The following is a 25,878-nucleotide window of genomic DNA, read 5'->3' on the forward strand; positions in this document are numbered from 1 at the left end:
TTAACAGGCTGAAATCTTGTATAATGACGTATTACTCATTTTAAGAAAAAAACGATAACTTTGATCAACAACCAACTTGAATGGCGCGCCCTGCAGCCCGATACCGACAGCGTTCAGTCGCTTTTCTCCGAGCTTCCTGATAATTCCTGTTACTTTTCCGAAGTACAGTCACGCCTGTTCAATACGCTGAGCCTGCTGCTGGACAGCCAGGCAAAACTGCCGCTGATGCTGGTCAAAACGCCGGAGCATCCGGAGTATCAGGCTCTGCTGCAGGCCGTGATTTCAGGTTTTGATGATGAAAGCGTGACGCTGTACGGCGGTCATTATCATATTGACGGCGCGGCGGTCAGCTGGCGTCCGGCCGAGTCGGAGCTGGATAATTTTGCCTCGACGGGCGGCGTGCACAGCGCAGACTGGATTGAGGCCGAACAGCTGTTCGGCTGTTTCCGTCAGTACAATAATACGCTAACCCTTGAACCTGGGCTGGTGCACAAGGCTAACGGCGGGACGCTACTGCTTTCTTTACGCACCCTGCTGGCCCAGCCGCTGCTCTGGCTACGCCTGAAGCAGATCCTCAGCACCCGCCAGTTTAGCTGGCATTCGCCCGACGAATCCCGGCCGCTGCCGGTTGCCGTGCCGTCAATGCCGCTGCATTTTCGGCTTATCCTGACCGGTGAACGCGACGCGCTGGCTGACTTCCAGGAGATGGAGCCTGAGCTGGCGGCGCTGGCGTTCTATTCAGAATTTGAGGATAACATTCAGATCGTCGACGAGCAGTCGTTCGCTTTGTGGATCAAGTGGGCGCGATCGGTCGCTGCTGATGAAGATCTGCTGATTGCGGACGATCTTTGGCCGGTGCTGATACGCGAAGCGGTACGCTATACCGGCGATCAGGAAACGCTGCCGCTGTGTCCCGTCTGGCTGGCGCGTCAGTTTCAGGAGGCGGCGGCCAACAGCGATGAAAACCCGCTCAACGGCGAACACCTTCAGGCGGCGCTGGATAATCGCGAGTGGCGCGAAGGCTTCCTTGCCGAGCGAATTCGTGACGAGATCCTGCTGGATCAGATCCTGATCGAAACCGAAGGCGAGGCGATTGGTCAAATCAACGCCCTTTCCGTTATCGAATTTCCCGGCCATCCCCGCGCCTTCGGCGAACCTTCCCGCATTAGCTGTGTCGTGCATGTGGGCGACGGCGAGTTCCATGACGTGGAGCGTAAAGCAGAGCTGGGCGGCAACATCCATGCCAAAGGCATGATGATTATGCAGGCATGGCTGATTGCGGAGCTGGAGCTTGATCAGCAGCTGCCCTTCTCCGCCTCGGTCGTATTTGAACAGTCCTATTCGGAAGTGGATGGCGACAGCGCGTCGCTGGCAGAACTTTGCGCCCTGATCAGCGCGCTGTCCAGCCAGCCGATTACGCAACAGATTGCCGTGACCGGCTCGGTGGATCAGTTCGGTCGCGTGCAGCCGGTCGGCGGCCTGAACGAAAAGATCGAAGGATTTTTCCATATCTGCCAGCAGCGCACGCTGAACGGCAGCCAGGGCGTTATTATTCCTGCGGCGAACGTGCGTCACCTTTGCCTGCAGCAGGAAGTAGTGGATGCCGTGCGGGAAGGTAAATTTCACGTCTGGGCGGTGGATAGCGTGGAGGAAGCGCTTCCTGTCCTGACCAAAACCGAATGGGACAAAGAAGATGCGCCTTGTCTGCTAAGATCGATACAGGAGCGCATTGCGCAAATAAACCAACAGGAAGGTCGGCAACGTCCGTGGCCGCTGCGCTGGCTGAACTGGTTTAACCAGAGCTAATCGGGCTTGCTCAGCTTACAGCTGTAAGCTAACCTTCGTGCTTCAATAAAATAAGGCTTATTAAGAACATGGTAGATAAACGCAAATCCTACTCAAAAGAAGACCTGATTGCCTCTGGTCGTGGTGAACTTTTCGGTGCCGAAGGCCCGCCGTTACCGTCTGGCAACATGCTGATGATGGATCGCGTCATCGAGATGAATGAAGATGGCGGCAACTATGGTAAAGGCTTTGTGGAAGCGGAGCTGGATATCAATCCCGATCTGTGGTTCTTCGGCTGCCACTTTATCGGCGACCCGGTGATGCCAGGCTGCCTGGGTCTTGACGCGATGTGGCAGCTGGTAGGTTTCTATCTGGGCTGGCTGGGCGCGGAAGGCAAAGGCCGCGCGCTGGGCGTAGGCGAGGTTAAATTTACCGGCCAGGTTCTGCCAACAGCAAAAAAAGTCTCTTACCGTATTCACTTTAAGCGTGTTATTAACCGCAAGCTGGTGATGGGCGTAGCCGATGGCGAAGTGCTGGTGGATGGCAACGTTATCTATACCGCTACCGATCTGAAAGTGGGCCTGTTCAAGGACACCACCGCTTTTTAAGCGCGTTTAAAAGACGAAACCTCCGCCCGGGCGGAGGTTTTCCTTTTCAGTAAACAGAGCGGATTACGCGGTAACCGTCCTGTCCTCCATGGCCTGTCGCCAACCTCCCAACCAGTGAGATCTTGCATCTATCATTTGATAGGGACACATCTCTTTGGGGCGTCCGGTAATGCCGGCCTGATAACCTCTGGAATGTGCCCGTTCGAGCCGATCTCGTTTCTGTCTCTTCATCATGCCTGTAATCCCCTCTTCAGGTCAGGTGGAATCTGGTGGAAAGAAATCAGTGAGTGCATACGCAGTCACAATTTAGTTCTAACGCCATTTTCGCTTAAGATCAACGCGCAAATTTCACGCCAATGTCATAAACCTGTGCGAGGATAGAGGAAACTTATCGCCTGAAATCTCTCCCGAAAACCAGATAACCATCTGTATGACAATAAAAAAAGCCCCGATTGTGCAATCATCTGATTGCTGACAAACCGGGGCTTAGTGCCAGTGATTAATTTTTCTAATTAAGGCTGTGGATACCGTTGGCTATATCCTGTGCCTCCTGCTGCCAGCCTTCTGCCAGCGTTCTGACCAGCGCGTCGTAGCCATCCTCTTTCTGCGGCAGGGCCAGCATAAACGAGCGCTTCACAATTTGCCCCTGATGCTCCAGCACCCAGTCGCCGCTGATCACCGCATGGCCGTCGTAACGACCGTGGAAGCCGGTCACCGTTACGTTGAGCGTATCCTGCTGCTGGCCCAGTGGTGAAGCCGAGACCAGCCAGCCAGGCAGCGCCTGACTCAGGTTTGCCACCAGCGTTTGCTGCAGCTGCTGGTCGAGCGGGCTGGCCCAGAGGTTATTGGCGGCAATCGTATATTTCACGTCGCTGGTTTGGTAAACCAGCCCGTTGCCGGACAAATAGTCCGGGACGGAAACATGCTGAACAAAAACCGCGGGCCGCGCGGCGTCAACGCTGCTGACGGCCGCGCCCTTCGCCGCCACGGGCAGCTGGTAATAGGTGGTATCGGAGATGCTGCTGCAGGCGCTCAGCGCCAGGGCCAAAGCCACAGGTAGCCATTTTTTCATTATTTCGCCCTCTTCGGCTGGGGATCCTGGCCGGGTTTTGCTTCAAACACCAGCGCATTGCTCTTGCTGTTCAACGTTTTCAGCACCGGCTGCAGTTCACGCAGCACCTGATTGAGCTGCTGCATATCGCCAACCAGTTTGCTGTAGGCCGGTGCGCCAGGCTGGAAGCCTTTCATGCTGGCGTTCAGCTCGCGCAGCGTTTTCTGCATATCGGCCGGTAGCTCTTTCATCGACTGGCTGCCGGTGATCTGGTTGATGTTATCCAGCGTTTTCTGCAGCTCGCGAATAGTGCGCTGGCTCTCTTTCAGCGTGCCCGTGGCCTGATTAATCATCGGGTTCAGCGGTAGCGAATTGATTTTATCCAGCGTATCCATCAGTTTCTGTTGGATCTGCGCCAGTCCGCCGCTGGTCGTTGGGATCAGCTTATAGCCCGCAAAAGAGGCCGGTCCTTTGAACGGTTTAGCATTGCTGTCAAAATCCAGATCGATATAGAGCGAGCCGGTTAGCAGGTTGGCCGACTTCAGCGAGGCGCGAAGACCCGCCTTGATACCATCCTTCAGGTGCTGCTCAATATCAAAGTCCTTGCCCAGCATACTCTGGAAGCGGTCCGGCTCGATGCGGATCAGTACCGGGATGCGATAGTCGTTGCCCAGCTGCTGCGCGACTTTAGTGGATTTAAACGGCACTTCCGCGACCGTCCCCAGTCTTATGCCCCGGAACTCTACAGGCGCGCCCGGCTGCAGGCCGCGAATAGAATCGCTGAAGAACATCAGGAAGTCTTTATGCACGGTGTAGAGCGAATCCTGAATGCTGCGCTGATCGTCAAACAGCTTATATTCCGCTTTATTCGCCGCCGCCTGTCCCAGATCCCAGCCGTCCGGCACGTCAAAGCTGACGCCGCCGCTGAACAGCGTGGTCAGCGAGCCCATTTCAACCCGCATACCTGAAGCGGACATATCTACCGCGATGCCGCTGTCCTTCCAGAAGCGCACGTTTGTTGTGACCAGCCGGTCATAAGGGGCGGCGATAAACAGCTGATAGGTCATCATACGTTTGTCGGCGTCGAACTGGCTGGTTTCCACCGAGCCTACGCGATAGCCACGGAACAGCACCGGATCGCCAGCATTCAGCTGACCCGCTTTCGCGCTGTCCAGCGTAATGCGTACCCCTTTGGCATCCGGCGGCGCCAGCGGCGGCGCATCCAGCAGCTTATACTGTTCGGACTGTTCGCCTTTGCTGCCCGGCTGCAGCTCAATATAGGAGCCGGAAAGCAGCGTCCCCAGACCGGTAACGCCTTCGCGGCCGATGGTCGGTTTAACCACCCAGAACGCGCTGTCGCCTTTCAGCAGTTTTTCCATGCCGGCGTTAAGGCGCGCGGTAATTTTCACGTGCAGCAGATCGTCAGTCAGTACGGCGCTTTCTACCGTGCCGACATCAACGCTGCGGCTTTTAATCGCCGTTTTACCGCCTTCGATGCCTTCCGCGTTGGTGGTGATCAGCGTGACCAGCGGCCCCTGATGGGTGAAATGATAAACAAGGATCCACGCACCGATTAATACGGTGACAATGGGGATGATCCAGACTGGTGACCAACGTTTGATTCGATCAACCGTCGCCACGCCATGATTATTTTCCTGCAATGCCTGGCTCCTCTTTAGTTTGGGTACTGACACGATCCCAGGTCAGACGGGGGTCAAACGTCATGGCGGCTAACATCGTCAGGATCACCACCAGCGCAAACAGCAACGCCCCCGTCGCGGGATAAATATTCATTAGCTGGCCCATGCGCACCAGCGCGGAGAGCACAGCTATCACAAAGACATCAATCATTGACCAGCGGCCGACAAACTCCACCACCTCGTAGATTTTATGCATCCTTTCGCTGTCCTGATGCGGCTTGCTTCTGCCGTTGGCATCCCAGCAAAGCCAGCCGATAGCCAGCATTTTTAGCGAAGGCACCATGATACTGGCGATAAAAATCACCAGCGCAACCGGATAGGATCCTTCTCCCCACAGCAATACCACGCCCGCCATAATGGTAGACGTCGTTTTGCTGCCAAGGGATTCCGTGATCATAATTGGCAGCAGGTTAGCGGGAATATATAAAAGCAGTGAGGTCAGCAGCAGCGCCATTGTCCATTGCAGGCTGTGCCTGCGCCGGGCGTGACCGCGCGTGCCGCAGCGTGAGCAGGAGAGTTGCCCGACCGGCAGTATGGCTGTACAGCAGCTGCAGGAACGCAGATCCTGCGCCAGGCCGCTGATGGCAGGCACCGGTTTCGCCGGCAACGCAGGCAGAGGCGCAATGCGCTGCCACATCCAGCGGCGATCGACGCACTGAAAAGCGCGCAGCTGCAGCACGCAGAACAAACACCAGGGAATAAAACTGGTGCCGATGCCGATATCGCCGTAGGCCATCAGTTTGACAAAGCTGACCAGCACGCCGGCCAGGAAAATTTCCGCCATGCCCCAGGTTTTGATCTGAAACAGCGCGCGCGCCATCGCTTTTTTTAACGGCGTGGGCAGATTAACCGGGTTCACCAGCAGCAGGATAATAAGCATACAAAGCGCGGGCACGGCCTGCACGAACAGCAGAAACAGCGTCGCCAGGCTGCTGTAATCCACCGAAACCATGACCTGCGGGATACGCATCAGCGTAATTTCGCTGCCCATCCCCGCCACGTGCATATTGACGAAAGGAAACAGGTTGGCCAGAAGCAGCATAAACAGCGCCGCCAGCGCATAGCCGGTTGGCCGCTTGCGCGGCTCATCCCATTTCATGACCAGCGTGGTATCACAGCGCGGGCAGCTGGCTTTGCTGCCCGGCGTGAGAGGCGGCAACTGTGTCATCAGGTCGCACTGCGGGCAAAGCATCCACTGGTCGGCCTGGTGCGATGAACACATAGATTACCTCGGGGTTATTGGTTTTTCAGCGATTCCAGGTATTCCCAGCGCTCGAAAGCCTTTTCCAGCGCCTGTTCGGCATCGGCAAGCGCATCCAGTACCGGCTGGGTCACATCGTGCGGCTGGCCAAAGAAGCTGGCGTCGGCCACCGTTGCCTGCAGCGAGGCCAGCTCGTTCTCCAGCTGCTCCATCTTCTGCGGCATCTGCTCCAGCTCGCGCTGCAGGTTATAACTCATCTTAGCCGCCGGACGCTTTGCCGGATCGCTTTTTACGGTTTCCTGACGCGTGGCCGGCGCGCTTTGCGCCGCGCTACGGGTTTGCTTGTAGGCGGTGCGCTGCAGCTGAGCATCATGATAGCCGCCGACAAAGGCGCCGATCTCGCCCTGGCCTTCAAAAATCCAGCACTCGGTAACGGTATTATCGACAAACTGACGATCGTGGCTGACCAACAGCACCGTGCCCTGATAGCCGTCGATCAGCTCTTCCAGCAGTTCCAGCGTTTCCACGTCCAGATCGTTGGTCGGTTCATCGAGGATCAGCAGGTTGCTGGGCTTCAGGAACAGGCGCGCCAGCAGCAGGCGGTTACGCTCTCCGCCCGACAGCGCACGTACTGGCGTCATGGCACGCTTAGGGTGGAACAGGAAGTCCTGCAGATAGCCCAGCACGTGGCGCGGCTTGCCGTTCACCATCACTTCCTGCTTGCCTTCCGCCAGGTTATCCATCACCGTGCGATCGGGGTCGAGTTCCGTCCGGTGCTGATCGAAATAGGCCACTTCAAGCTTGGTGCCGATATGCACGCGACCGCTGTCCGGTTTCAGCTGATCGAGCATCAGCTTCAGCAGCGTAGACTTGCCGCAGCCGTTCGGGCCGATCAGCGCAATTTTGTCGCCGCGCTGCACCTGGCGGGAGAAATCCTTCACCAGCTGTTTGCCCGCCACGCCGTAGCTGACGTTTTCCAGTTCAAAGACGATTTTGCCGGAGCGGCTCGCCTCTTCCACCTGCATATTGGCTTTGCCCATCACTTCGCGGCGTTCGGCGCGCTCGTTGCGCAATGCTTTCAGCGCGCGAACGCGTCCTTCGTTACGGGTACGACGGGCTTTGATGCCCTGACGGATCCAGACTTCTTCCTGCGCCAGCTTGCGGTCGAATTCGGCGTTCTGCATCTCTTCCACGCGCAGCGCTTCTTCTTTGCCCAGCAGGAACTGATCGTAGTCGCCCGGCCAGGAAACCAGCTTGCCGCGATCGAGGTCAACGATACGCGTCGCCATATTGCGGATAAACGAACGGTCGTGCGAGATAAAGATAATGCTGCCCTGGAAAGTTTTCAGGAAGGTTTCCAGCCAGTCGATGGTTTCGATATCCAGGTGGTTGGTCGGCTCGTCCAGCATCAGCACGCGCGGATTGCTGACCAGCGCGCGGCCCAGCGCCGCTTTACGCAGCCAGCCGCCGGACAGCGAGGAGAGCGGCGCGTCGCCGTCCAGGCCGATCTGCTTCAGCACGTCCTGAATACGCGTCTCCAGCTGCCAGAGGTTCTGGTGATCGAGAATGCTTTGCAGCCTGCCCATCTCGTTCAGGTTTTTCTCACTGGGATCGCTCATCACCAGATGCGAAATCGCATGATAGGCCTTCAGGTACTCGGCCTGTTCATTCACGCCTTCGGCGACGAAGTCATACACCGAGCCTTTTACGTTACGCGGCGGATCCTGTTGCAGACGCGCGATAACGAGGTCCTGTTCGTAAATAATGCGGCCATCGTCCAGCGGCTGCTCACGGTTGATGATTTTCATCAGCGTTGATTTGCCCGCACCGTTGCGCCCTACCAGACAGACGCGCTCGTTCTCTTCAATATGCAGCTCGGTGTTATCCAACAGCGGCGCGTCGCTGAATGAGAGGTAAGCGCCATGAATACTGATCAGTGACATAAAACTTATTCCTTACCGGCGTGAGTAATCAGCCAGCAGTTATGAATTTGACGGTTGCGGGCGAAGTCCTGCGACTGCGTTTTCGCGGTAATTTCTTCAGCGTGCAGCTGAAGATCGGCCAGGCCTTCCAGATCCATTTTGAAGCCGCGCTTGTTGTTGGAAAACATCACGGTGCCGTTTTTACGTAGCAGCCTTTTCAGATCTTTCATCAACAGCAGATGATCGCGCTGCACGTCAAAACTCTCTTCCATTCTTTTCGAGTTCGAGAAGGTTGGCGGATCGATAAAGATCAGATCGAACTGCTCGTCGGACTCGCGCAGCCAGCTCAGGCAATCTGCCTGCATCAGGCGGTGCTGGCGGCCGGTCAGGCCGTTCAGACGCAGGTTGCGTTCTGCCCATTCCAGATAGGTGCGCGACATATCCACCGTGGTGGTGCTTTTGGCACCGCCCAGTCCGGCATGCACGCTGGCGCTGCCGGTATAGGCAAACAGGTTCAGGAAGTCTTTGCCCTTGCTCATCTGCCCCAGCATTTTACGCGCGATGCGGTGATCCAGGAACAGGCCGGTATCCAGATAGTCGGTGAGATTTACCCACAGCTTCGCGTTAAACTCGGAAACCTCGAAGAAGTCGCCTTTTTCGCCCAACTTCTGATACTGGCTTTTGCCTTTCTGCCGCTCGCGGGTTTTCAGCACCAGACGGTTTGCCGGCAGATCCAGCACGCTGAGCGTGGCGGCAATAACGTCAAACAGGCGCTGGCGGGCTTTAGCCGGCTCAATGGTTTTCGGTGGCGCATACTCCTGCACCACCACCCACTCGCCATAGCGATCGACAGCGACGTTGTAGTCTGGCAGATCGGCATCGTAAATGCGGTAGCATTCAATGCCTTCCTGACGCGCCCATTTTTCCAGCTTCTTAAGGTTTTTACGCAGGCGGTTAGCGTAGTCTTCCGCAATCTGCGCCACGCCGGAGGTGTTCACCCCCAGCTGATAGTTTTTCTGTACGCAGTCCAGCGGGCCGTTTTTCGCCTTAAACTGGCGTTCGGCACGCAGCTGCAGGCAGCTCAGCAGCTCCGGCGACGCGCTGAACAGCGACAGGTTCCAGCCGCCGAAATGCTGCTTCATCAGGCGTCCCAGCTGGCTGTGCAGCGCAATCAGGGCCGGTTCGCTTTCCAGACGTTCGCCGTAAGGCGGGTTGCTCAGCACGGTGCCGGTCGGCCCTTCCGCCAGCGGATTGGTCAGCTTCAGCACGTCCTGGGTGGTAAAGCTGATAAGCTCCGCCAGACCTGCACGACGGGCGTTAACGCGCGCGCGTTCAATGACGCGGGAGTCGTTGTCGTAGCCATAAAAACGGGACGTCGTTTCCTGAAGTCCACGACGAGCACGCACTTTCGCTTCGCTGGTCACTTCCCGCCACAGCGCCTCGTCGAATTTGTTCCAGCCGGTAAAGCCCCAGTGGGTGCGATGCAGGCCAGGCGCGCGATCGCTGGCGATCATCGCCGCTTCAATCAGCAGCGTGCCCGAGCCGCACATAGGATCGACCATCGGCGTACCCGCCTGCCAGCCGGAGCGCTGCACGATAGCCGCCGCCAGGTTTTCCTTGAGCGGCGCCATGCCGGTTTGCTGACGATAGCCGCGCTGGTGCAGGCCTTCGCCGCTCAGATCCAGCGCAATGCTGGCATTGTCTTTGTTCAGCCAGACATTAACGCGGATATCCGGCTGTTCGCGATCCACATCAGGTCGCGCCAGGTTTTTACGGGTAAAGCTGTCCACGATGGCGTCTTTGACCTTGAGCGCGCCGTACTGGCTGTTGCGGATCACTTCATTCAGTCCGCTGAAATGCACGGCAAAGGTTTTATCGCTGCCGAACAGCGCCGGCCAGTCGATGGCCTGCACGCCCAGATAGAGATCCAGGTCGCTGTATACGCCGCATTCGGTCAGCGGCAGCAGGATGCGGGAAGCCAGGCGGCTCCACATCAGGCTCTGATACATCAGACGATCGTCGCCCTGAAAATGTACGCCGCCCTGGACAATCTGGCAGGCCTCGGCCCCCAGCGCTTCCAGTTCACTTTTTAACAGCTCTTCGAGCCCACGCGCCGTACTGGCAAACAGAGAATTCATAACATCACTTATCATCTGGAAAATTGCTGCGCATTATAGCTAATCCGGGGCGCATGTCATAAAGTTAGCTTCTTTTCGTCAGCTGCTTCCGGCTCTTTTTTCGCGCTGGCGTTTTCTTTCCTGCTGGAGAGCACCATGATTAGCCTGTCCCGTCTGTTTATTCATCCCGTAAAATCCATGCGTGGCACGCAGGTTTCTCATGCTCAGGCGCTTACCAGCGGCCTGGCCTTCGATCGTATTTTTATGCTTACCGAAGCGGACGGCACCTTTATTACGGCGCGTCAGTATCCTGAAATGGTGCTCTTTACGCCCGCGCTGCTGCCGGATGGTCTGCTGCTGGCCGCGCCGGACGGCAGCAGCGCCACCGTTCGCTTTGCGGATTTTGCCGCCGAGCCGTCGCCGGTGGAAGTCTGGGGCAACCATTTCACCGCGCTGATTGCGCCCGCGCCAGTCAACAGCTGGCTGAGCGGCTTTTTTCCGCGCCCCGTGCAGCTTCGCTGGGTGGGAGCGGAGATGACCCGCCGCGTGAAGCGATTTAGCGAAGTGCCGCTGGGCTTTGCCGATGGCTATCCTTATCTGCTGATTAATGAGGCTTCGCTGCACGATTTACGCCAGCGTTGCCCGGCTGGCGTAAAGCTGGAGCAGTTCCGGCCAAACCTGGTGGTAACGGGCACGACGGCTTGGGCGGAAGATCGCTGGGCCACGGTGCGCATCGGCGGCATCCTTTTTGACGCGCCGAAACCTTGCAGCCGCTGCATTTTTACCACTGTCAGCACGGAGCGTGGGCGCAGGCATCCCACCGGCGAGCCGCTAACGACCCTGCAAAAATTTCGTACCGCGATGGATGGCAGCGGCGATGTCGATTTTGGTATCAACCTGGTGGCACGCAACAGCGGCATCGTCCGGGTGGGTGACGAGCTGGAGGTGATTGCCGATAAACCGGCCCGCCTGTATGGCGCGGGTGAAGTGGCGGAATCGCTGGAAGGGGTTGCCGAAGCGCAGGAAAGCGTCACCATCAGCTGGGAAGGCGAGCGCTTCAGCGGCAACAATCAGCAGGTTTTACTGGAGCAGCTGGAGATGCAGGGTTATCGCATCCCCTACTCCTGCCGCGCGGGCGTTTGCGGCAGCTGCCGCGTCAGGCTGGCGTCCGGCCAGGTTCGCGCGCTGAAGAAAGGCGCGCTGCGCGAGGACGGCACGCTGTTAAGCTGTAGCTGCGTCCCGGACGGCGACCTGGTGCTGGCGGCGCGTTAAACGGCGCGGGCGAAGGTGAAAATATGCTGGCTGATGGCGGGCAGCAGGCGATCGTGCATCACTTTAATCGCATCACCCAGCACCATCGTTTTGCCGCCCAGCTGAAGCTCCGGCTGCGCCAGCAGGCAGAGCGCAGCATTTTCGCCCGCCTCCACCACCAGCAGGGTGGCTTCTTCGCCCGTTTCGCACAGGCGCACCGCTACCAGCTCGCCGTCCTGCGGCGTGCAGTGACGCGGATGCGCGGAAAAGTGCCAGCTTTTAGGCATCTGCGGCTTCAGAAAACGCAGGGCAACCAGCGCGTTCAGCACCAGCTCGGTACGCTGCCATTCGGTCAGGTCACACTCCAGGCATTTTTCTGCGAAGGTGGAAAACAGGGCGGCGTCGTCGACGGAGAATTGCGCGGCGTTAAAGGCATCGGGCGTCAGCATCTTACGAGGGAAGCGTGAGCGGAACAGCGCGCCTTCCGCCATAGCCAACATCATGCGTTCCTGTTCGTCATCGAAGAACCAGCGCCAGCTGTCGTCAGGTTTAATCCTCATGAAGTATCCCGTAATGATCGTCAGGTCGGCTATTTATCGCGAGGTCAGCGAACACGCGATCCGCCCCGTGCCAAAATAGTCTGAATAATGCATAAACAGGAGAAAATATAAACGAGCCAGAGGGGAAAATAAACCCCCTGACCCCGTTAAGCCTGCATTTAATCAAATATGACTGACAATTTCTTTAATCAGCGGCGGCCCTTTGTAAATAAAACCGGAATATATCTGCACCAGCGAGGCGCCCGCCGCCATTTTTTCTTTGGCCGCCACCAGCGAATCTATGCCGCCTACGCCGATAATCGGCAGCCGACCCTGCAATTCCTGCGAGAGGCGGCGAATGATTTCCGTACTCTTCAGCTGTACCGGACGCCCGCTCAGGCCGCCCGTTTCTTCACTGTATTTCAGGCCGCTAACCAGCGAACGATCCAGCGTGGTATTGGTAGCGATCGCGCCATCAATATTATGCCGCACCAGGCTGTCGGCAATTTGAATAAGTTCTTCTTCGGCTAAATCCGGCGCAATTTTGACCGCTACCGGCACATATTTTTGATGCTGATTTTCCAGCGCCTGCTGTTTGTGCTTAATCGCCTGTAAAAGGTCGTCCAGCGCTTCACCATATTGCAGCGTGCGTAACCCTGGCGTATTCGGAGATGAGATGTTGATCGCAATATAACCTGCATAAGGATAAACTTTCTCCATACAGATTAAATAATCTTCTTTACCCATTTCGACCGGCGTATCTTTATTTTTGCCGATATTGATGCCCAGAATGCCGTCGAAGCGAGCCTGCCTGACATTATCGATCAGCCGATCCACGCCCAGGTTATTGAATCCCATACGATTAATAATGCCTTCCGCCTCTCTGATGCGGAACATACGCGGCTTATCGTTTCCCGCTTGCGGTCGTGGCGTCACGGTGCCGACCTCAATAAAGCCAAAGCCCATTGCGCCGAAGGCGTCAATACATTCACCGTTCTTATCCAGCCCCGCCGCCAGGCCCAGCGGGTTTTTGAACGTCAGCCCCATACAATTAACGGGCTTAAAAGGAAGAGTTTGTCGAACCAGATGAATAAGCGGCGTTCCGGTTATCCGGTGCAGCTGCTGAAGGGTCAATTCGTGCGCACGCTCGGCGTCGAGCTGAAAAAGCGCGTTACGAACCAGGTTGTACATGATCGCTCCTGAATAGCCCACAATGCCGGGCCGGAAAAGGACTAACGGTTGCCTCAGCAACCCTGAAAACTGTGCGGTCGACACGCCTTCTTCGGTTTTATACGTTATCAGATACAAAGAACAGCGGCCTTCGACATGCGCAGCAACGCTGCAGGCGCGGGGGAAAATGGTAAAGTCCTTTGCCAGGAAAGTAAAACGTTTGCGTGTCCCTGTTCCTCTCTTTTTCCGCGCTTTCCCGTTATCAGTTTTTCGCTTAGTCAAAAAGTAACTTAAATATGCCGGATAAATCATTTAAGGCGTTCGTCACACTCTGCCAGGATAGTTCCATAAGTTCAGGAATTATTTTAATCAATAACTTTTGGTTATAAGGAGAGAAGATGCGCGTTATTACTCTGGCAGGCAGTCCTCGCTACCCTTCACGGTCAACCGCGCTGCTGACCCTGTGCCAGCAGGCGCTGGAAAAGCGGGGTGCCGAGGTGATCCCCTGGAACCTGCATAACTTCCCTCCAGAGGATTTGCTTTACGCCCGCTTCGACTCGCCTGCGCTGCTGGCTTTAAAAGAGGATCTGGCTAACGCCGATGGGCTGATCGTCGCCACGCCGGTTTATAAAGCCTCTTTTTCCGGCGCGTTGAAAACCCTGCTCGATTTGCTGCCGGAACGCGCGCTGGAGCATAAAGTGGTGCTGCCGCTGGCTACCGGCGGCACCATCGCGCATATGCTGGCCGTAGACTATGCGCTGAAACCGGTGCTTAACGCGCTGAAGGCGCAGGAGGTGCTGCACGGCGTGTTTGCCGACGACAGCCAGATTACCCATTACGATCGCCAGCCCGAACTCTCTCCACTGCTTGCCGAACGCATTGCGGAGTCACTCGACACCTTCTGGTATGCGCTGTCACGTCGTCATCAGCGGCTGGCCGCAGCGGTATAAGGAAGCGCCCATGAGCCTGTTTACACGTTTTGTCTCGGCACTGGCCTTTAGCGCGCTACTTACCGGCGGCGCGCTGGCGGACCAGGCCGCACCTGCCGCTTTCCGTATCGGCTATCAAAAAGGGTCGGTGAGCATGGCGCTGGCTCGCTCGCATCGGCTGCTGGAAAAGCGCTTTCCCCACACGCAGATTAAGTGGATTGAGTTTCCGGCCGGGCCGCAAATGCTGGAAGCGCTGAATGTTAACAGCATCGATCTGGGCAGCACGGGCGACATTCCGCCGATCTTCGCTCAGGCAGCCGGCGCCGATCTGCTTTACGTCGGCTCGGAACCGCCTAAGCCGCAGTCCGAAGTGATCCTGGTGGCAAAAAACAGCGCCATTAAAAGCGTCGCCGAACTAAAAGGGCATAAGGTGGCCTTCCAGAAAGGTTCCAGTTCGCACAATCTGCTGCTGCGTGCGTTGACTAAGGCAGGTCTGTCATTCAGCGATATCAAACCCGTTTATCTGACGCCTGCCGATGCTCGCGCGGCTTTCCAGCAGGGCGATGTCGATGCCTGGGCTATCTGGGATCCCTACTATTCCGCCGCGCTGCTGCAGGGCGGCGTGCGCGTGCTGGCCGATGGCGACGGGCTCAACCTGACCGGTTCGTTTTATCTGGCAACCCGCCCTTTTGCCGAAGCCAACGGTGCTTTCGTGCAGCAGGTGCTGGAGACGTTCAGCAAGGCCGACGAGCTGACCCGCAGCGATCGCGAACAGAGCATTGCCCTGCTTTCGCAAACTATCGGCCTGCCGAAACCGGTTATCGCCAGCTATCTCGATCACCGTCCGCCGACCGTTATCGGCCCGGTCAGCGAGAAAACCGTGCAGGCCCAACAACATACCGCCGATCTCTTTTACGCTAACCATTTAATGCCGGTGAAAGTTGATATCGCCAGCCGTGTCTGGCATGTCACCGCCGCTACGCAAGGAGTCCCACAATGAGCCTTTCCGTTTTCTGGTTTCTGCCCACGCATGGCGATGGTCACTATTTAGGCACGACGGAGGGCGCACGTCCTGTCGACCACGCTTATCTGCAGCAAATTGCACAGGCTGCCGATCGCCTGGGTTTTGGCGGCGTGCTGATCCCAACAGGTCGTTCCTGTGAGGATGCCTGGCTGGTAGCTGCGTCCCTGATCCCCGTGACGCAGCGCCTGCGTTTTCTGGTTGCGCTGCGTCCCGGTGTGATCTCCCCTACTCAGGCCGCGCGTCAGGCCGCCACGTTGGATCGGCTGTCAAACGGCCGTGCGCTGTTTAACCTGGTGACCGGCGGCGACGCGGAAGAGCTGGCGGGCGACGGCGTCTTTCTGGATCATCGTGAGCGCTACGTCGAGTCGGCAGAATTTACCCGCGTCTGGCGTCGCGTGCTGGAAGGCGAAACGGTAGATTACGAAGGCAAGCACGTGCACGTTCGCGGCGCTCGCCTGATGTTTCGTCCCGTGCAGCAGCCGCGTCCGCCGTTATGGTTTGGCGGTTCTTCCGAACCTGCTCAGGATCTGGCGGCGGAACAGGTCGACGTCTACCTGACCTGGGGCGAACCGCCAGCGCAGGTCAAAGAGAAGATTGAGCAGGTGCGGGCGAAAGCGGCGGCTCAGGGTAGAACGGTGAAGTTCGGCATCCGCCTGCACGTTATCGTGCGGGAAACCAATCAAGAGGCCTGGAAAGCGGCAGATCGTCTGATTTCGCATCTTGACGACGCCACTATTGCCAGGGCGCAGGCCGCGCTGGCGAAAACCGATTCGGTTGGTCAGCACCGCATGGCCGCCCTGCATGGCGGACGGCGCGATAAGCTGGAGATTTCACCCAACCTGTGGGCGGGTGTTGGGCTGGTGCGCGGCGGCGCGGGCACCGCGCTGGTCGGCGATGGCGCTACCGTAGCGGCCAGGATGCAGGAGTATGCCGATCTGGGCATCGAAACGTTTATTTTGTCCGGCTATCCGCATCTGGAAGAGGCGTATCGCGTTGGCGAACTGCTGTTCCCACATCTCGATTTGAACGTGCCGGAAGTGCCCCAGCCGAACAACATTACCGCGCACGGCGAAGCCGTAGCGCATGATTTCGCCCCACAAAAAGTGTCGCAGAGCTGAGGTGACTATGAGCAAACCGCTTAATCGTATCGGCAATCAGCTGCTCCCATGGGCGGTGCCCATCGCGCTGGTGATCGTCTGGCAAATCGCCTCACAGACCGGCTGGCTTTCTACCCGTATTTTGCCTTCGCCAGAAGCCATAGTGATTACGTTCTGGAAGCTGTCGGCCAGCGGCGAGTTGTGGCAGCACCTGGCTATCAGCAGCTGGCGTGCGGCGGTTGGTTTCAGCATCGGCGGTTCTGTCGGCCTGATCCTCGGCCTGATTACCGGTATGTCGCGCCTGGGTGAACGGCTGCTGGACACGTCGGTGCAAATGCTGCGTAACGTGCCGCATCTGGCGCTGATCCCGCTGGTGATCCTGTGGTTTGGCATTGACGAATCCGCCAAGATTTTTCTGGTGGCGCTGGGTACGCTGTTCCCTATTTATCTCAACACCTATCACGGCATCCGCAATATCGATCGCGGCCTGGTAGAGATGGCCCGCAGCTATGGCCTCTCCGGCTGGAGCCTGTTTATTCAGGTGGTGCTGCCGGGCGCGCTGCCCTCCATTATGGTTGGGGTGCGCTTTGCCCTGGGCCTGATGTGGCTGACGCTGATCGTGGCGGAAACCATTTCCGCCAACTCCGGCATCGGCTATCTGGCAATGAACGCGCGCGAATTTTTGCAGACCGATATCGTGGTGGTCGCCATTATCCTGTATGCCCTGCTCGGTAAACTGGCTGATGTCAGCGCGCTGTTACTGGAACGCGTCTGGCTGCGCTGGCATCCGGCTTATCAACTTAAAGAGGAAAACGCATGAGCGAGTTAACGTCTTCTCCAGCGCGTCTTAACGCCGGTACGCCTCTGATCGTTAACCGCGTCAGCAAGCAGTATCACGGTCGTACCGTGCTGAATAACATCGATTTGCATATTCCTTCCGGCCAGTTTGTGGCGGTGGTCGGACGCAGCGGCTGCGGTAAAAGCACCCTGCTTCGCCTGCTGGCCGGCCTGGAAAAAAGCAGCTCCGGCGAGCTGCTGGCCGGCAGCGCGCCGCTGAGCGAAGCCAGAGACGATACCCGTCTGATGTTTCAGGATGCGCGCCTGCTGCCGTGGAAAAGCATTATCGATAACGTTGGCCTGGGGTTAAAAGGCCGTGCCTGGAAAAGCGACGCGCTGGAGGCGCTGGCAGCCGTTGGCCTGGCGGAACGCGCCAACGAATGGCCTGCGGCGTTATCCGGCGGGCAAAAGCAGCGTGTGGCGCTGGCCCGCGCGCTGATCCACCGGCCCGGTTTGCTGCTGCTGGACGAGCCTTTAGGCGCGCTGGATGCGCTGACGCGTATTGAAATGCAGGATCTGATCGAGTCGCTGTGGCAGCAGCATCACTTCACCGTGCTGCTGGTCACCCATGACGTCAGCGAAGCCGTGGCGATGGCCGATCGGGTGCTGCTGATCGAAGAAGGCAATATCGGGCTGGATTTGGTGATCGATCTGCCGCGACCGCGCCGTAAAGGCTCCGTGCGCTTAGCAGAGCTGGAAGCGAAAGTGTTGGATCGCGTTATGAAACGCTCGCCGGTGGAAGAAGACAAACGCTACGCGCAGCGCTGATTCACGCCGTTGCCAGTTGCTAAAAGAAAAGCCCCGACGGTCGGGGCTTTTTATCATTTATGCCGGACGATTAGCCCTGAAGCGCCTTGCTGATTTTTTCGTAAAGATCGCCGGAAAGGTTATCCAGCGTCTTTAACTTCTCAAGCGCGCCGCGCATCAGCGCCTGACGCGCTTCGTCGTAGCGTTTAAAGCGGATCAGCGGCTCAATGATGCGCGAGGCAACCTGAGGATTGCGCGTATTCAGATCGGTCAGGATTTCCACCAGGAACTGGTAACCGCTACCGTCAGCGGCGTGGAAAGCGGAAGGATTGGCCGAGGCGAACGCGCCGATTAACGAACGAATACGGTTTGGATTGCTCAGCGTAAAGGAACGATGGCTGAGCAGCGCGCGAACGCGGCTAAGTACGTCTGCAGCCGGGCTGGTGGCCTGCAAAGTAAACCATTTATCCATCACCAGGCCATCTTTATGCCAGCGCTCGTCGAATTCGGCCAGCAGCGTTTCCCGGCACGGCAGCTGCGCGGCAACCGAGGCCGTCATCGCCGCCAGCGAGTCGGTCATATTGTTCGCCTGACGGAACTGGGCAGTAACCAGTCTCTCGGCCAGCCCTGTTTCGCCAAAGGCCAGATAGTTGAGACAGGTATTTTTCAGCGCGCGCTTGCCGATATCGGCATGATCGATACGGTACTCATCCACGCAATGCGCGTTGTAAACCGCCAGCCACTCATCCGCCAGCTCCGTAGCCAGCGTGCTCAGCAGCGCACGGCGCACTTCCGCGATGGCCACCGGATCGATTACCTCAAACAGCTCGGCAATTTCGTTTTCGCCAGGCAGCGTCAGGATCAGCGCCATTAATGCCGGATCGCTGTTTTCCTCCAGCAGCACGGCGCGGAAAGCATCGGCAACGTGCAGCGGCAGCGAAAGCGGCTGGCCCTGCTGGAAACGGGCGACGTTCAGCCTGATGTGGGTCGCCAGCAGGCTTTGTGCTGCATCCCAACGTGAGAAATCGTTACGGGCATGGCGCATCAGGAAAGTAAGCTGCGCATCGCTCCAGTTATAGTCCAGCTTCACCGGCGCGGAGAATTCACGCAGCAGCGATGGGATCGGCTGCTGATAAACCTCGTCGAACACAAAGCTCTGGAACTCTTCCGTCACGTTCAGCACATGATGAACCGGATGACCATTGTGCTGCAAAGGAATGACGTTGCCTTCACTGTCGTAAAGCTCGATATCCAGCGGAATATGCAGCGGCAGCTTGTTTTTCTGATCGGCCGTCGGCGGCGTCATTTGGGTAACGTGCAGCGTGTACTGTTGCAGCTCGGCGTTATAGTCATCGCGAACGGAAAGCACCGGCGTGCCGGACTGGCTGTACCAGCGGCGGAACTGGGAAAGGTCGACGTTAGAAGCATCCTCCATCGCCTGCACAAAATCGTCGCAGGTCGCTGCGCTGCCGTCGTGGCGCTCGAAGTAAAGCTGCATGCCTTTCTGGAAATTCGCCTCGCCCAGCAGGGTGTGCAGCATACGAATAACTTCAGACCCTTTTTCATACACGGTCAGCGTATAGAAGTTGTTCATCTCGATCACCTGTTCAGGGCGGATCGGATGCGCCATTGGGCTGGCGTCTTCGGCAAACTGCGCGCCGCGCATTACGCGCACGTTATCGATACGATTGACCGCGCGAGAACCGAGATCGGAACTGAATTCCTGATCGCGGAATACGGTCAGCCCCTCTTTCAGGCTAAGCTGGAACCAGTCGCGGCAGGTGACGCGGTTGCCCGTCCAGTTGTGGAAATATTCATGGCCGATCACGGCCTCAATGCCCAGATAGTCTTTATCCGTCGCCGTTTCCGCTTTCGCCAGCACGTACTTAGAGTTAAAGACGTTCAGGCCTTTATTTTCCATCGCGCCCATATTAAAGAAGTCGACGGCGACGATCATAAAGATATCCAGATCGTATTCCAGGCCGAAACGCTGCTCGTCCCACTTCATGCTGTTTTTCAGCGAGGTCATCGCCCAGTCAGCGCGATCGAGGTTGCCGCGATCGACGAAGATCTCCAGCGCAACATCCCGGCCGGAGCGCGTTTTAAAGCTGTCGCGCAGCACGTCAAAGTCGCCCGCCACCAGCGCAAACAGGTAGCACGGCTTTGGAAAAGGATCTTCCCATTTTACCCAGTGACGTCCGTTTTCCGCTTCGCCGCCGTCTATCCGGTTGCCGTTTGACAGCAGATATGGATAAAGCTGTTGTTCCGCGATGATGGTCGTGGTGAACCGAGCCAGCACGTCAGGCCGATCCAGATACCAGGTGATGTGACGGAAGCCTTCGGCCTCGCACTGGGTACAAAGCGCCTCACCCGATTTATACAGGCCCTCCAGCGCGCTGTTTTTATCCGGATGAATATCGTTAACGATTTTCATCGTGAAGGACTCCGGCAGGCCGGAAACCATCAGCGCGCCCTCTTCCAGCGCGTAATCCGTCCAGGACTGACCGTCGATCTCCAGCGAGATCAGCGTCAGATCTTCCCCGTCCAGACGCAGCGACGCATCAGCCTGGCCCAAACGCTTTACGCGGCTGACGGCCGTCACACGGGTGGTTGCGGCATCCAGTTCAAACGTCAGATCGATGTCGGTAATGGTGTAATCCGGCGCACGATAATCATGGCGATTTTTGGCTTGTGGCAGTTGCGTCATAAGTGCTTCTCATGTCGATAATTAGTTAACTTTGCAAGTCTATTCCGCTTCCCGCAATGTTGCCACGGAGAATCGTGTCGGTCGGTCGGAATTGCTGTTAAAAGCTACATTCTATTAACAATCGCACGGATTGCCCTCGACCTGGCGGATCGAATTGTGCTGTGATCGGGTTCAATAAATGAGTATTCAAGTTATACTCCTGCGTCATTACTATTTTTAAACCAGGGATAACGCTCTTCGCCAGAGGATGCTGAAACGCACCATGACACGACATGCTTCCCCGATACTGACCACGCTGCTGGATACGGACGCCTATAAGCTGCATATGCAGCAGGCGGTATTTCATCGCTATCAGAACGTTTCCGTAGTGGCTGAGTTTCGCTGCCGTGGCGACGATCTGCTTGGCATCTACGCCGAGGAAATCGCTCAACAGGTGACCCTGATGCAGTCGCTGGCGCTCAGCGACGAAGAGAGCCGCTATCTTGCCGGGCTGCCGTTTTTCAGCGCGGATTACCTGCAGTGGCTGAAACAATTCCGCTATGACCCTTCTCAGGTGCGCATCCGCAATCATCAGGGCAAACTGGATATCCGCATCGCTGGCCCCTGGCTGGAGGTGATTATGTGGGAGGTGCCGTTACTGGCGCTGATCAGCGAAGTGGTGCATCGCCATCGCTCGCCGCAGGTCGTGCCCGCGATGGCCGTTGAGCGTCTGCAAAGCAAGCTGCTTGACTTCGGCAAGCTGACGGCGGATTTGGATATGTCCCGCTTTAAGCTGATGGACTTCGGTACGCGCCGCCGTTTCTCCCGCGATGTACAGCTGGCGATTGTCAGCACGCTGAAAGCGGATTTCCCTTGGCTGGTCGGCTCCAGCAACTATGACGTTGCGCGGCAGCTACAGCTCGCACCGGTGGGCACGCAGGCCCATGAATGGTTCCAGGCACATCAACAGATTAGCCCTGTACTGGCCAACAGCCAGCGCGCCGCCCTGCAGGCCTGGCTGGAGGAGTATCCGAACCGTCTGGGTATCGCGCTGACCGACTGCATCACCATGGATGCTTTCCTGCGTGATTTCGGCCTTACTTTCGCCAGCAGCTATCAGGGACTGCGCCATGATTCCGGCGATCCCGTGGAATGGGGTGAAAAAGCCATCGCGCATTACCAAAAGCTCGGCATCGATCCGCAGGAAAAAACGCTGGTCTTTTCAGACAACCTCGATTTGCCAAAAGCGGTGGAGCTTTATCGCCACTTTGGCCAGCGCATAGAGGTCATTTTCGGTATCGGCACGCGGCTGACCTGCGATATCCCTCAGGTAAAACCGCTGAATATCGTCATCAAGCTGGTGGAGTGCAACGGCAAACCGGTTGCCAAACTCTCCGACAGCCCCGGCAAAACCATTTGCCATGACAAAGCTTTTGTTCGCGCGCTGCGCAAGGCATTCGATCTGCCGCTGGTGAAAAAAGCCAGCTAGCCTGCCTACAGAGAGAAAGGCGCCCTGCCTTTCTCTCTCTGATTGCCTTTCGTTAAGAAATCTCCTGCCTCGCAACGAATTCTTCTTGTGTCTCATCTTCTGGCAAGTAACATAGCATTGCCCCGGTTTCGGGTAATTTTAATTCTGATGAAAAGAGAGACTTATATGAGCGTTGTGCCTGTAGCGGATGTACTGCAAGGCCGGGTCGCGGTTGACAGCGAAGTCACCGTTCGCGGCTGGGTGCGTACCCGAAGAGATTCAAAAGCCGGTATTTCCTTTATCGCCGTCTACGACGGTTCCTGCTTTAATCCTGTCCAGGCCGTCGTTAATAATTCTCTGAATAATTACCAGGAAGAAGTGCTGCGCCTGACCACCGGCTGTTCCGTAGCGATCACCGGGAAAGTGGTGGCCTCGCCAGGCCAGGGCCAGAGCTTTGAGATCCAGGCCAGCGCGGTGGAAGTGGTGGGCTGGGTCGACGATCCGGACACCTATCCGATGGCGGCCAAGCGTCACAGCATCGAGTATCTGCGTGAAGTGGCGCATTTGCGTCCGCGCACTAACCTGATCGGTGCCGTCGCGCGCGTTCGCCATACGCTGGCGCAGGCGCTGCATCGCTTCTTCGACGAGCAGGGTTTTTTCTGGGTCTCCACCCCGCTGATCACGGCTTCCGATACGGAAGGCGCCGGTGAAATGTTCCGCGTCTCCACGCTTGATATGGAAAACCTGCCGCGTACGCCGGAAGGCAAGGTCAATTACGATGAAGATTTCTTCGGTAAAGAGGCGTTCCTGACCGTTTCCGGCCAGCTTAACGGTGAAACCTACGCCAGCGCGATTTCCAAAATCTACACCTTCGGCCCGACTTTCCGCGCTGAAAACTCCAATACCAGCCGTCACCTGGCGGAATTCTGGATGCTTGAGCCGGAAGTGGCCTTCGCCGATCTGGAAGATAACGCCGCCCTGGCTGAAGCCATGCTGAAGTACGTCTTTAAGGCCGTACTGGCCGAACGTGCCGACGATATGGCTTTCTTTGCCGAACGCGTAGACAAAGAAGCGATTACTCGCCTGGAGCAATTTGTTACTACCGATTTTGCGCAGGTGGATTACACCGATGCTATCGAGATCCTGAAAGCCTGCGGCGAGAAGTTTGAAAACGCCGTGTCCTGGGGTATCGATCTCTCGTCCGAACACGAGCGCTACCTGGCGGAGAAACATTTTAAAGCGCCAGTTGTAGTGAAAAACTACCCGAAAGACATCAAGGCGTTTTATATGCGCCTGAACGACGATGGCAAAACCGTGGCGGCGATGGACGTTCTGGCGCCGGGCATCGGGGAAATCATCGGCGGTTCGCAGCGTGAAGAGCGTCTGGACGTGCTGGACGCACGCCTGGCGGAGATGGGGCTGGACAAAGAAGATTACTGGTGGTACCGCGATCTGCGCCGCTACGGCACCGTGCCTCATTCCGGCTTCGGCTTAGGTTTTGAGCGCCTGATCGCCTACGTTACCGGCGTGCAAAATGTCAGGGACGTCATCGCCTTCCCAAGGACGCCGCGCAACGCCAGCTTCTGATTTTGCATTAAATATAAGAAATTCATATATATAACTAAGGCCAGCCTCGCTGGCCTTTTTTTATTTTTGTAAATTTAGATATAGTTCACAAAGTTCCGTTTTATTTACATATAGAAACACAAATTTTCTTCCTGTAACCAGAATAGGATATTAGTAGCATTTTCGAGGTAGATTAACCGCACCGCGAATGGAAAGATGCGTGCAGATACAGGAAGACACCAAACTCTCATCGTAGTTCTGTAAAGAATTATTGACGGCAGTGGCAGGTGTCCAGATAACTCCAATGAGGGTAATAAATAATGATGAAGCGCAATATTCTGGCACTGGTTATCCCAGCCCTGTTAGCCGCTGGTGCAGCCAATGCAGCAGAAATCTATAACAAAGACGGCAATAAGCTGGACCTCTATGGGAAAGCAGTTGGTTTGCACTATTTCTCTGATAACGATGGCAACGATGGCGACCAGAGCTATGTGCGTTTTGGTTTCAAAGGTGAAACCCAGATCAACGATATGCTCACCGGCTACGGCCAGTGGGAATACAACATCCAGGCAAACAACTCTGAAGGCGGCTCTGACGCGCAGGACGGCAACAAGACCCGTCTGGGCTTCGCCGGTCTGAAATTCGCTGAATACGGCTCTATCGATTACGGTCGTAACTACAGCCTGCTGTACGATCCAATGGGCTGGACCGATATGCTGCCAGAATTCGGCGGCGACTCCGCCTACAGCGATCTGGGCATCCTGGGCGGCCGTACTACCGGCGTACTGACCTACCGCAACACCAACTTCTTTGGCCTGGTTGACGGCTGGAACTTCGCCGTCCAGTATCAGGGCAAAAACGACCGTGACGACGTTCGTCGTTCTAACGGTGACGGCTACGCGGTTTCAACCAGCTATACTTCACCAATCGGTGTAGGCATTTCCGGCGCTTACGGCTCTTACGACCGTACCAACGCACAGGCAGCTGGCGTACGTACCGCGACCAATCCGAAGAACTCCGCTGACTCTATCACTATCAACAACAGCGGCATGGGCAAACGTGCTGAAGCATGGGCTACGGCGCTGAAATATGATGCTAACAGCGTTTACCTGGCGGCGATGTACGGTGAAACCCGTAACGCTACGCCAATGTCTTACAGCGGCACTTATGCCAACGGCGATGATGCTTCTATTAGTTCGTTTGCTAACAAGGCTCAGAACATCGAGCTGGTTGCACAGTACCAGTTTGACTTCGGTCTGCGTCCATCCCTGGCCTACGTGCAGTCTAAAGGCAAGGATATCGAAGGCGTTGGCGATGCTGACCTGATCAAATATATTGATGTGGGCGCAACCTACTACTTCAACAAAAACATGTCTACTTACGTTGACTATCAGATCAACCTGCTGGATGACAACAACGCTCTGCGTCTGAACACCGACGACACCGTGGCTGTAGGTCTGGTTTACCAGTTCTAATCAAGCGACAAATCTTCTGGCGGGGCTTCGGCCCCGCTTTTTTTCTGCCCAATACGCTTCTTCCTGCCCAGTACGCTTCTTCCTGCCCAGTACGCTTCTTCCTGCCCAGTACGCTTTTTCCTGCCCAGTACGCTTTTTCCTGCCTGATATTTTTTCTGCCCTTACTACTTCGCGCGTTGTAAAACCAAGTCAGCGGCTTCCCAATGTCACTCCCCGTTCCCGCTTCACAAAAGTTCGAGCCGCGCCGCAGCATTGCTGAAAAATAACCAAAAGTATTTGTTAGCCACGCGCGAACGTGGAAAAATCAGTCTGCATTTAGCTTCAGGAGAGTCAATATGGATATGGATAGCCCTCTTCTGTTGACGCTTTCGCACCACAGCGGCCAGAAGGAAAAAAAAGAAAACGAGACGGAAGCACGCTTTACCCGCATCGAAATGCATATCGCCTGGCTCAGGCGCGACGTCAACGATATAAGAAACGAGCTACGGGATATCCGGGGCGAAATAAAAGACGTACGTGGCGAAGTAAAAGACGTACGCGGCGAGATGAAAGATATCCGCAAAGATATGCAGACTGATTTTCGCCTGCTGTTTAGCGCCCTGATTGGCGTAGCGCTGGGCCTCGCCTGCATTATGGCGAAAGGATTTCACTGGCTGTAGGTACCGTCCGCCGGGCCGCCCGAAGTGTTTTTGCAGGGGGGCTTAT

Annotated in this window: 21 protein-coding genes; 12 read left to right on the plus strand and 9 right to left on the minus strand. The window is 56.6% G+C overall.

Annotated features, from left to right (window positions below; translation table 11 throughout):
* Positions 1-60: 60 nt before the first annotated feature.
* Positions 61-1,806, plus strand: coding sequence for a Lon protease family protein (locus EGK14_RS08660; protein ID WP_125288690.1), 1,746 nt, complete (start codon positions 61-63; stop codon positions 1,804-1,806).
* Between the two features lie 68 nt (positions 1,807-1,874).
* Positions 1,875-2,393, plus strand: a complete 519-nt coding sequence (gene fabA / locus EGK14_RS08665) for a bifunctional 3-hydroxydecanoyl-ACP dehydratase/trans-2-decenoyl-ACP isomerase (protein WP_125288691.1) — start codon at positions 1,875-1,877, stop codon at positions 2,391-2,393.
* 63 nt (positions 2,394-2,456) lie between these two features.
* Here fabA and rmf read toward each other — a convergent pair whose 3' ends face one another.
* The 6 genes from rmf to rlmKL all read right to left on the minus strand — a co-directional run bounded on the left by rmf (position 2,457) and on the right by rlmKL (position 10,405).
* Positions 2,457-2,624, minus strand: a complete 168-nt coding sequence (gene rmf / locus EGK14_RS08670) for a ribosome modulation factor (RefSeq protein WP_125288886.1) — start codon at positions 2,622-2,624, stop codon at positions 2,457-2,459.
* A gap of 277 nt (positions 2,625-2,901) precedes the next feature.
* Positions 2,902-3,465 (minus strand): membrane integrity-associated transporter subunit PqiC, encoded by a 564-nt coding sequence (gene pqiC, locus EGK14_RS08675; protein WP_125288692.1) that lies wholly within the window; start codon positions 3,463-3,465, stop codon positions 2,902-2,904.
* Positions 3,465-5,105: an intermembrane transport protein PqiB gene (gene pqiB, locus EGK14_RS08680; RefSeq protein ID WP_125288693.1), complete on the minus strand. Its 1,641-nt coding sequence runs from the start codon at positions 5,103-5,105 to the stop codon at positions 3,465-3,467. The genes pqiC and pqiB overlap by 1 nt, the downstream gene beginning before the upstream one ends.
* Positions 5,092-6,366, minus strand: coding sequence for a membrane integrity-associated transporter subunit PqiA (gene pqiA / locus EGK14_RS08685; RefSeq protein WP_125288694.1), 1,275 nt, complete (start codon positions 6,364-6,366; stop codon positions 5,092-5,094). The genes pqiB and pqiA overlap by 14 nt, the downstream gene beginning before the upstream one ends.
* Positions 6,367-6,380: 14 nt before the next feature.
* Positions 6,381-8,288 (minus strand): ABC transporter ATP-binding protein, encoded by a 1,908-nt coding sequence (locus EGK14_RS08690; protein ID WP_125288695.1) that lies wholly within the window; start codon positions 8,286-8,288, stop codon positions 6,381-6,383.
* A gap of 5 nt (positions 8,289-8,293) precedes the next feature.
* Positions 8,294-10,405: a bifunctional 23S rRNA (guanine(2069)-N(7))-methyltransferase RlmK/23S rRNA (guanine(2445)-N(2))-methyltransferase RlmL gene (gene rlmKL, locus EGK14_RS08695; RefSeq protein WP_125288887.1), complete on the minus strand. Its 2,112-nt coding sequence runs from the start codon at positions 10,403-10,405 to the stop codon at positions 8,294-8,296.
* Positions 10,406-10,540: 135 nt separating this feature from the next.
* Between rlmKL and EGK14_RS08700 the strand changes: the two genes are divergently transcribed.
* A complete protein-coding gene (locus tag EGK14_RS08700; protein ID WP_125288696.1) occupies positions 10,541-11,656 on the plus strand; it encodes a YcbX family protein in 1,116 nt (371 codons plus the stop codon).
* Here the strand turns inward: EGK14_RS08700 and EGK14_RS08705 are convergent.
* Complete coding sequence (locus EGK14_RS08705) at positions 11,653-12,195, minus strand: cell division protein ZapC (RefSeq protein WP_125288697.1); 543 nt, start codon at positions 12,193-12,195, stop codon at positions 11,653-11,655. The two genes, EGK14_RS08700 and EGK14_RS08705, sit on opposite strands and share 4 nt — an antisense overlap.
* A 162-nt stretch (positions 12,196-12,357) precedes the next feature.
* Positions 12,358-13,368 carry a quinone-dependent dihydroorotate dehydrogenase gene (pyrD, locus tag EGK14_RS08710; RefSeq protein WP_125288888.1) on the minus strand — a complete coding sequence of 337 codons (1,011 nt, stop codon included), beginning with the start codon at positions 13,366-13,368 and terminating at the stop codon, positions 12,358-12,360.
* 374 nt (positions 13,369-13,742) lie between these two features.
* Here pyrD and ssuE point away from each other — a divergent pair, with 374 nt between their 5' ends.
* The 5 genes from ssuE to ssuB are packed head-to-tail and all read left to right on the plus strand — an operon-like array spanning position 13,743 to position 17,999.
* A complete protein-coding gene (gene ssuE, locus EGK14_RS08715; RefSeq protein WP_125288698.1) occupies positions 13,743-14,294 on the plus strand; it encodes an NADPH-dependent FMN reductase in 552 nt (183 codons plus the stop codon).
* A 10-nt stretch (positions 14,295-14,304) separates the two neighbouring features.
* A complete protein-coding gene (locus tag EGK14_RS08720; RefSeq protein ID WP_125288699.1) occupies positions 14,305-15,273 on the plus strand; it encodes a sulfonate ABC transporter substrate-binding protein in 969 nt (322 codons plus the stop codon).
* Entirely contained in the window at positions 15,270-16,415 is a 1,146-nt protein-coding gene (gene ssuD, locus EGK14_RS08725) for an FMNH2-dependent alkanesulfonate monooxygenase (protein ID WP_125288700.1), read from the plus strand. The genes EGK14_RS08720 and ssuD overlap by 4 nt, the downstream gene beginning before the upstream one ends.
* 7 nt (positions 16,416-16,422) lie before the next feature.
* On the plus strand, positions 16,423-17,214 hold the full coding sequence (ssuC, locus tag EGK14_RS08730) for an aliphatic sulfonate ABC transporter permease SsuC (protein ID WP_125288701.1): 792 nt from the start codon (positions 16,423-16,425) through the stop codon (positions 17,212-17,214).
* The gene (gene ssuB, locus EGK14_RS08735) at positions 17,211-17,999 is read left to right on the plus strand and encodes an aliphatic sulfonates ABC transporter ATP-binding protein (protein WP_125288702.1); all 789 of its coding nucleotides are present in this window, start codon (positions 17,211-17,213) and stop codon (positions 17,997-17,999) included. The genes ssuC and ssuB overlap by 4 nt, the downstream gene beginning before the upstream one ends.
* A gap of 70 nt (positions 18,000-18,069) precedes the next feature.
* Here ssuB and pepN read toward each other — a convergent pair whose 3' ends face one another.
* A complete protein-coding gene (pepN, locus tag EGK14_RS08740; protein ID WP_125288703.1) occupies positions 18,070-20,685 on the minus strand; it encodes an aminopeptidase N in 2,616 nt (871 codons plus the stop codon).
* Positions 20,686-20,947: 262 nt separating this feature from the next.
* Between pepN and pncB the strand changes: the two genes are divergently transcribed.
* The 4 genes from pncB (at position 20,948) to EGK14_RS08760 (ending at position 25,832) form a co-directional block, all read left to right on the plus strand.
* A complete protein-coding gene (gene pncB, locus EGK14_RS08745; RefSeq protein WP_125288704.1) occupies positions 20,948-22,153 on the plus strand; it encodes a nicotinate phosphoribosyltransferase in 1,206 nt (401 codons plus the stop codon).
* A gap of 165 nt (positions 22,154-22,318) precedes the next feature.
* Positions 22,319-23,719, plus strand: coding sequence for an asparagine--tRNA ligase (gene asnS, locus EGK14_RS08750; protein ID WP_125288705.1), 1,401 nt, complete (start codon positions 22,319-22,321; stop codon positions 23,717-23,719).
* A gap of 299 nt (positions 23,720-24,018) precedes the next feature.
* Positions 24,019-25,173, plus strand: coding sequence for a porin OmpF (ompF, locus tag EGK14_RS08755; protein ID WP_304984966.1), 1,155 nt, complete (start codon positions 24,019-24,021; stop codon positions 25,171-25,173).
* Between the two features lie 335 nt (positions 25,174-25,508).
* Entirely contained in the window at positions 25,509-25,832 is a 324-nt protein-coding gene (locus EGK14_RS08760) for a hypothetical protein (RefSeq protein ID WP_125288706.1), read from the plus strand.
* Positions 25,833-25,878: the final 46 nt, after the last annotated feature.

The sequence above is a fragment of the Erwinia sp. 198 genome, from assembly GCF_003937915.1.
Taxonomy (GTDB): domain Bacteria; phylum Pseudomonadota; class Gammaproteobacteria; order Enterobacterales; family Enterobacteriaceae; genus Erwinia; species Erwinia aeris.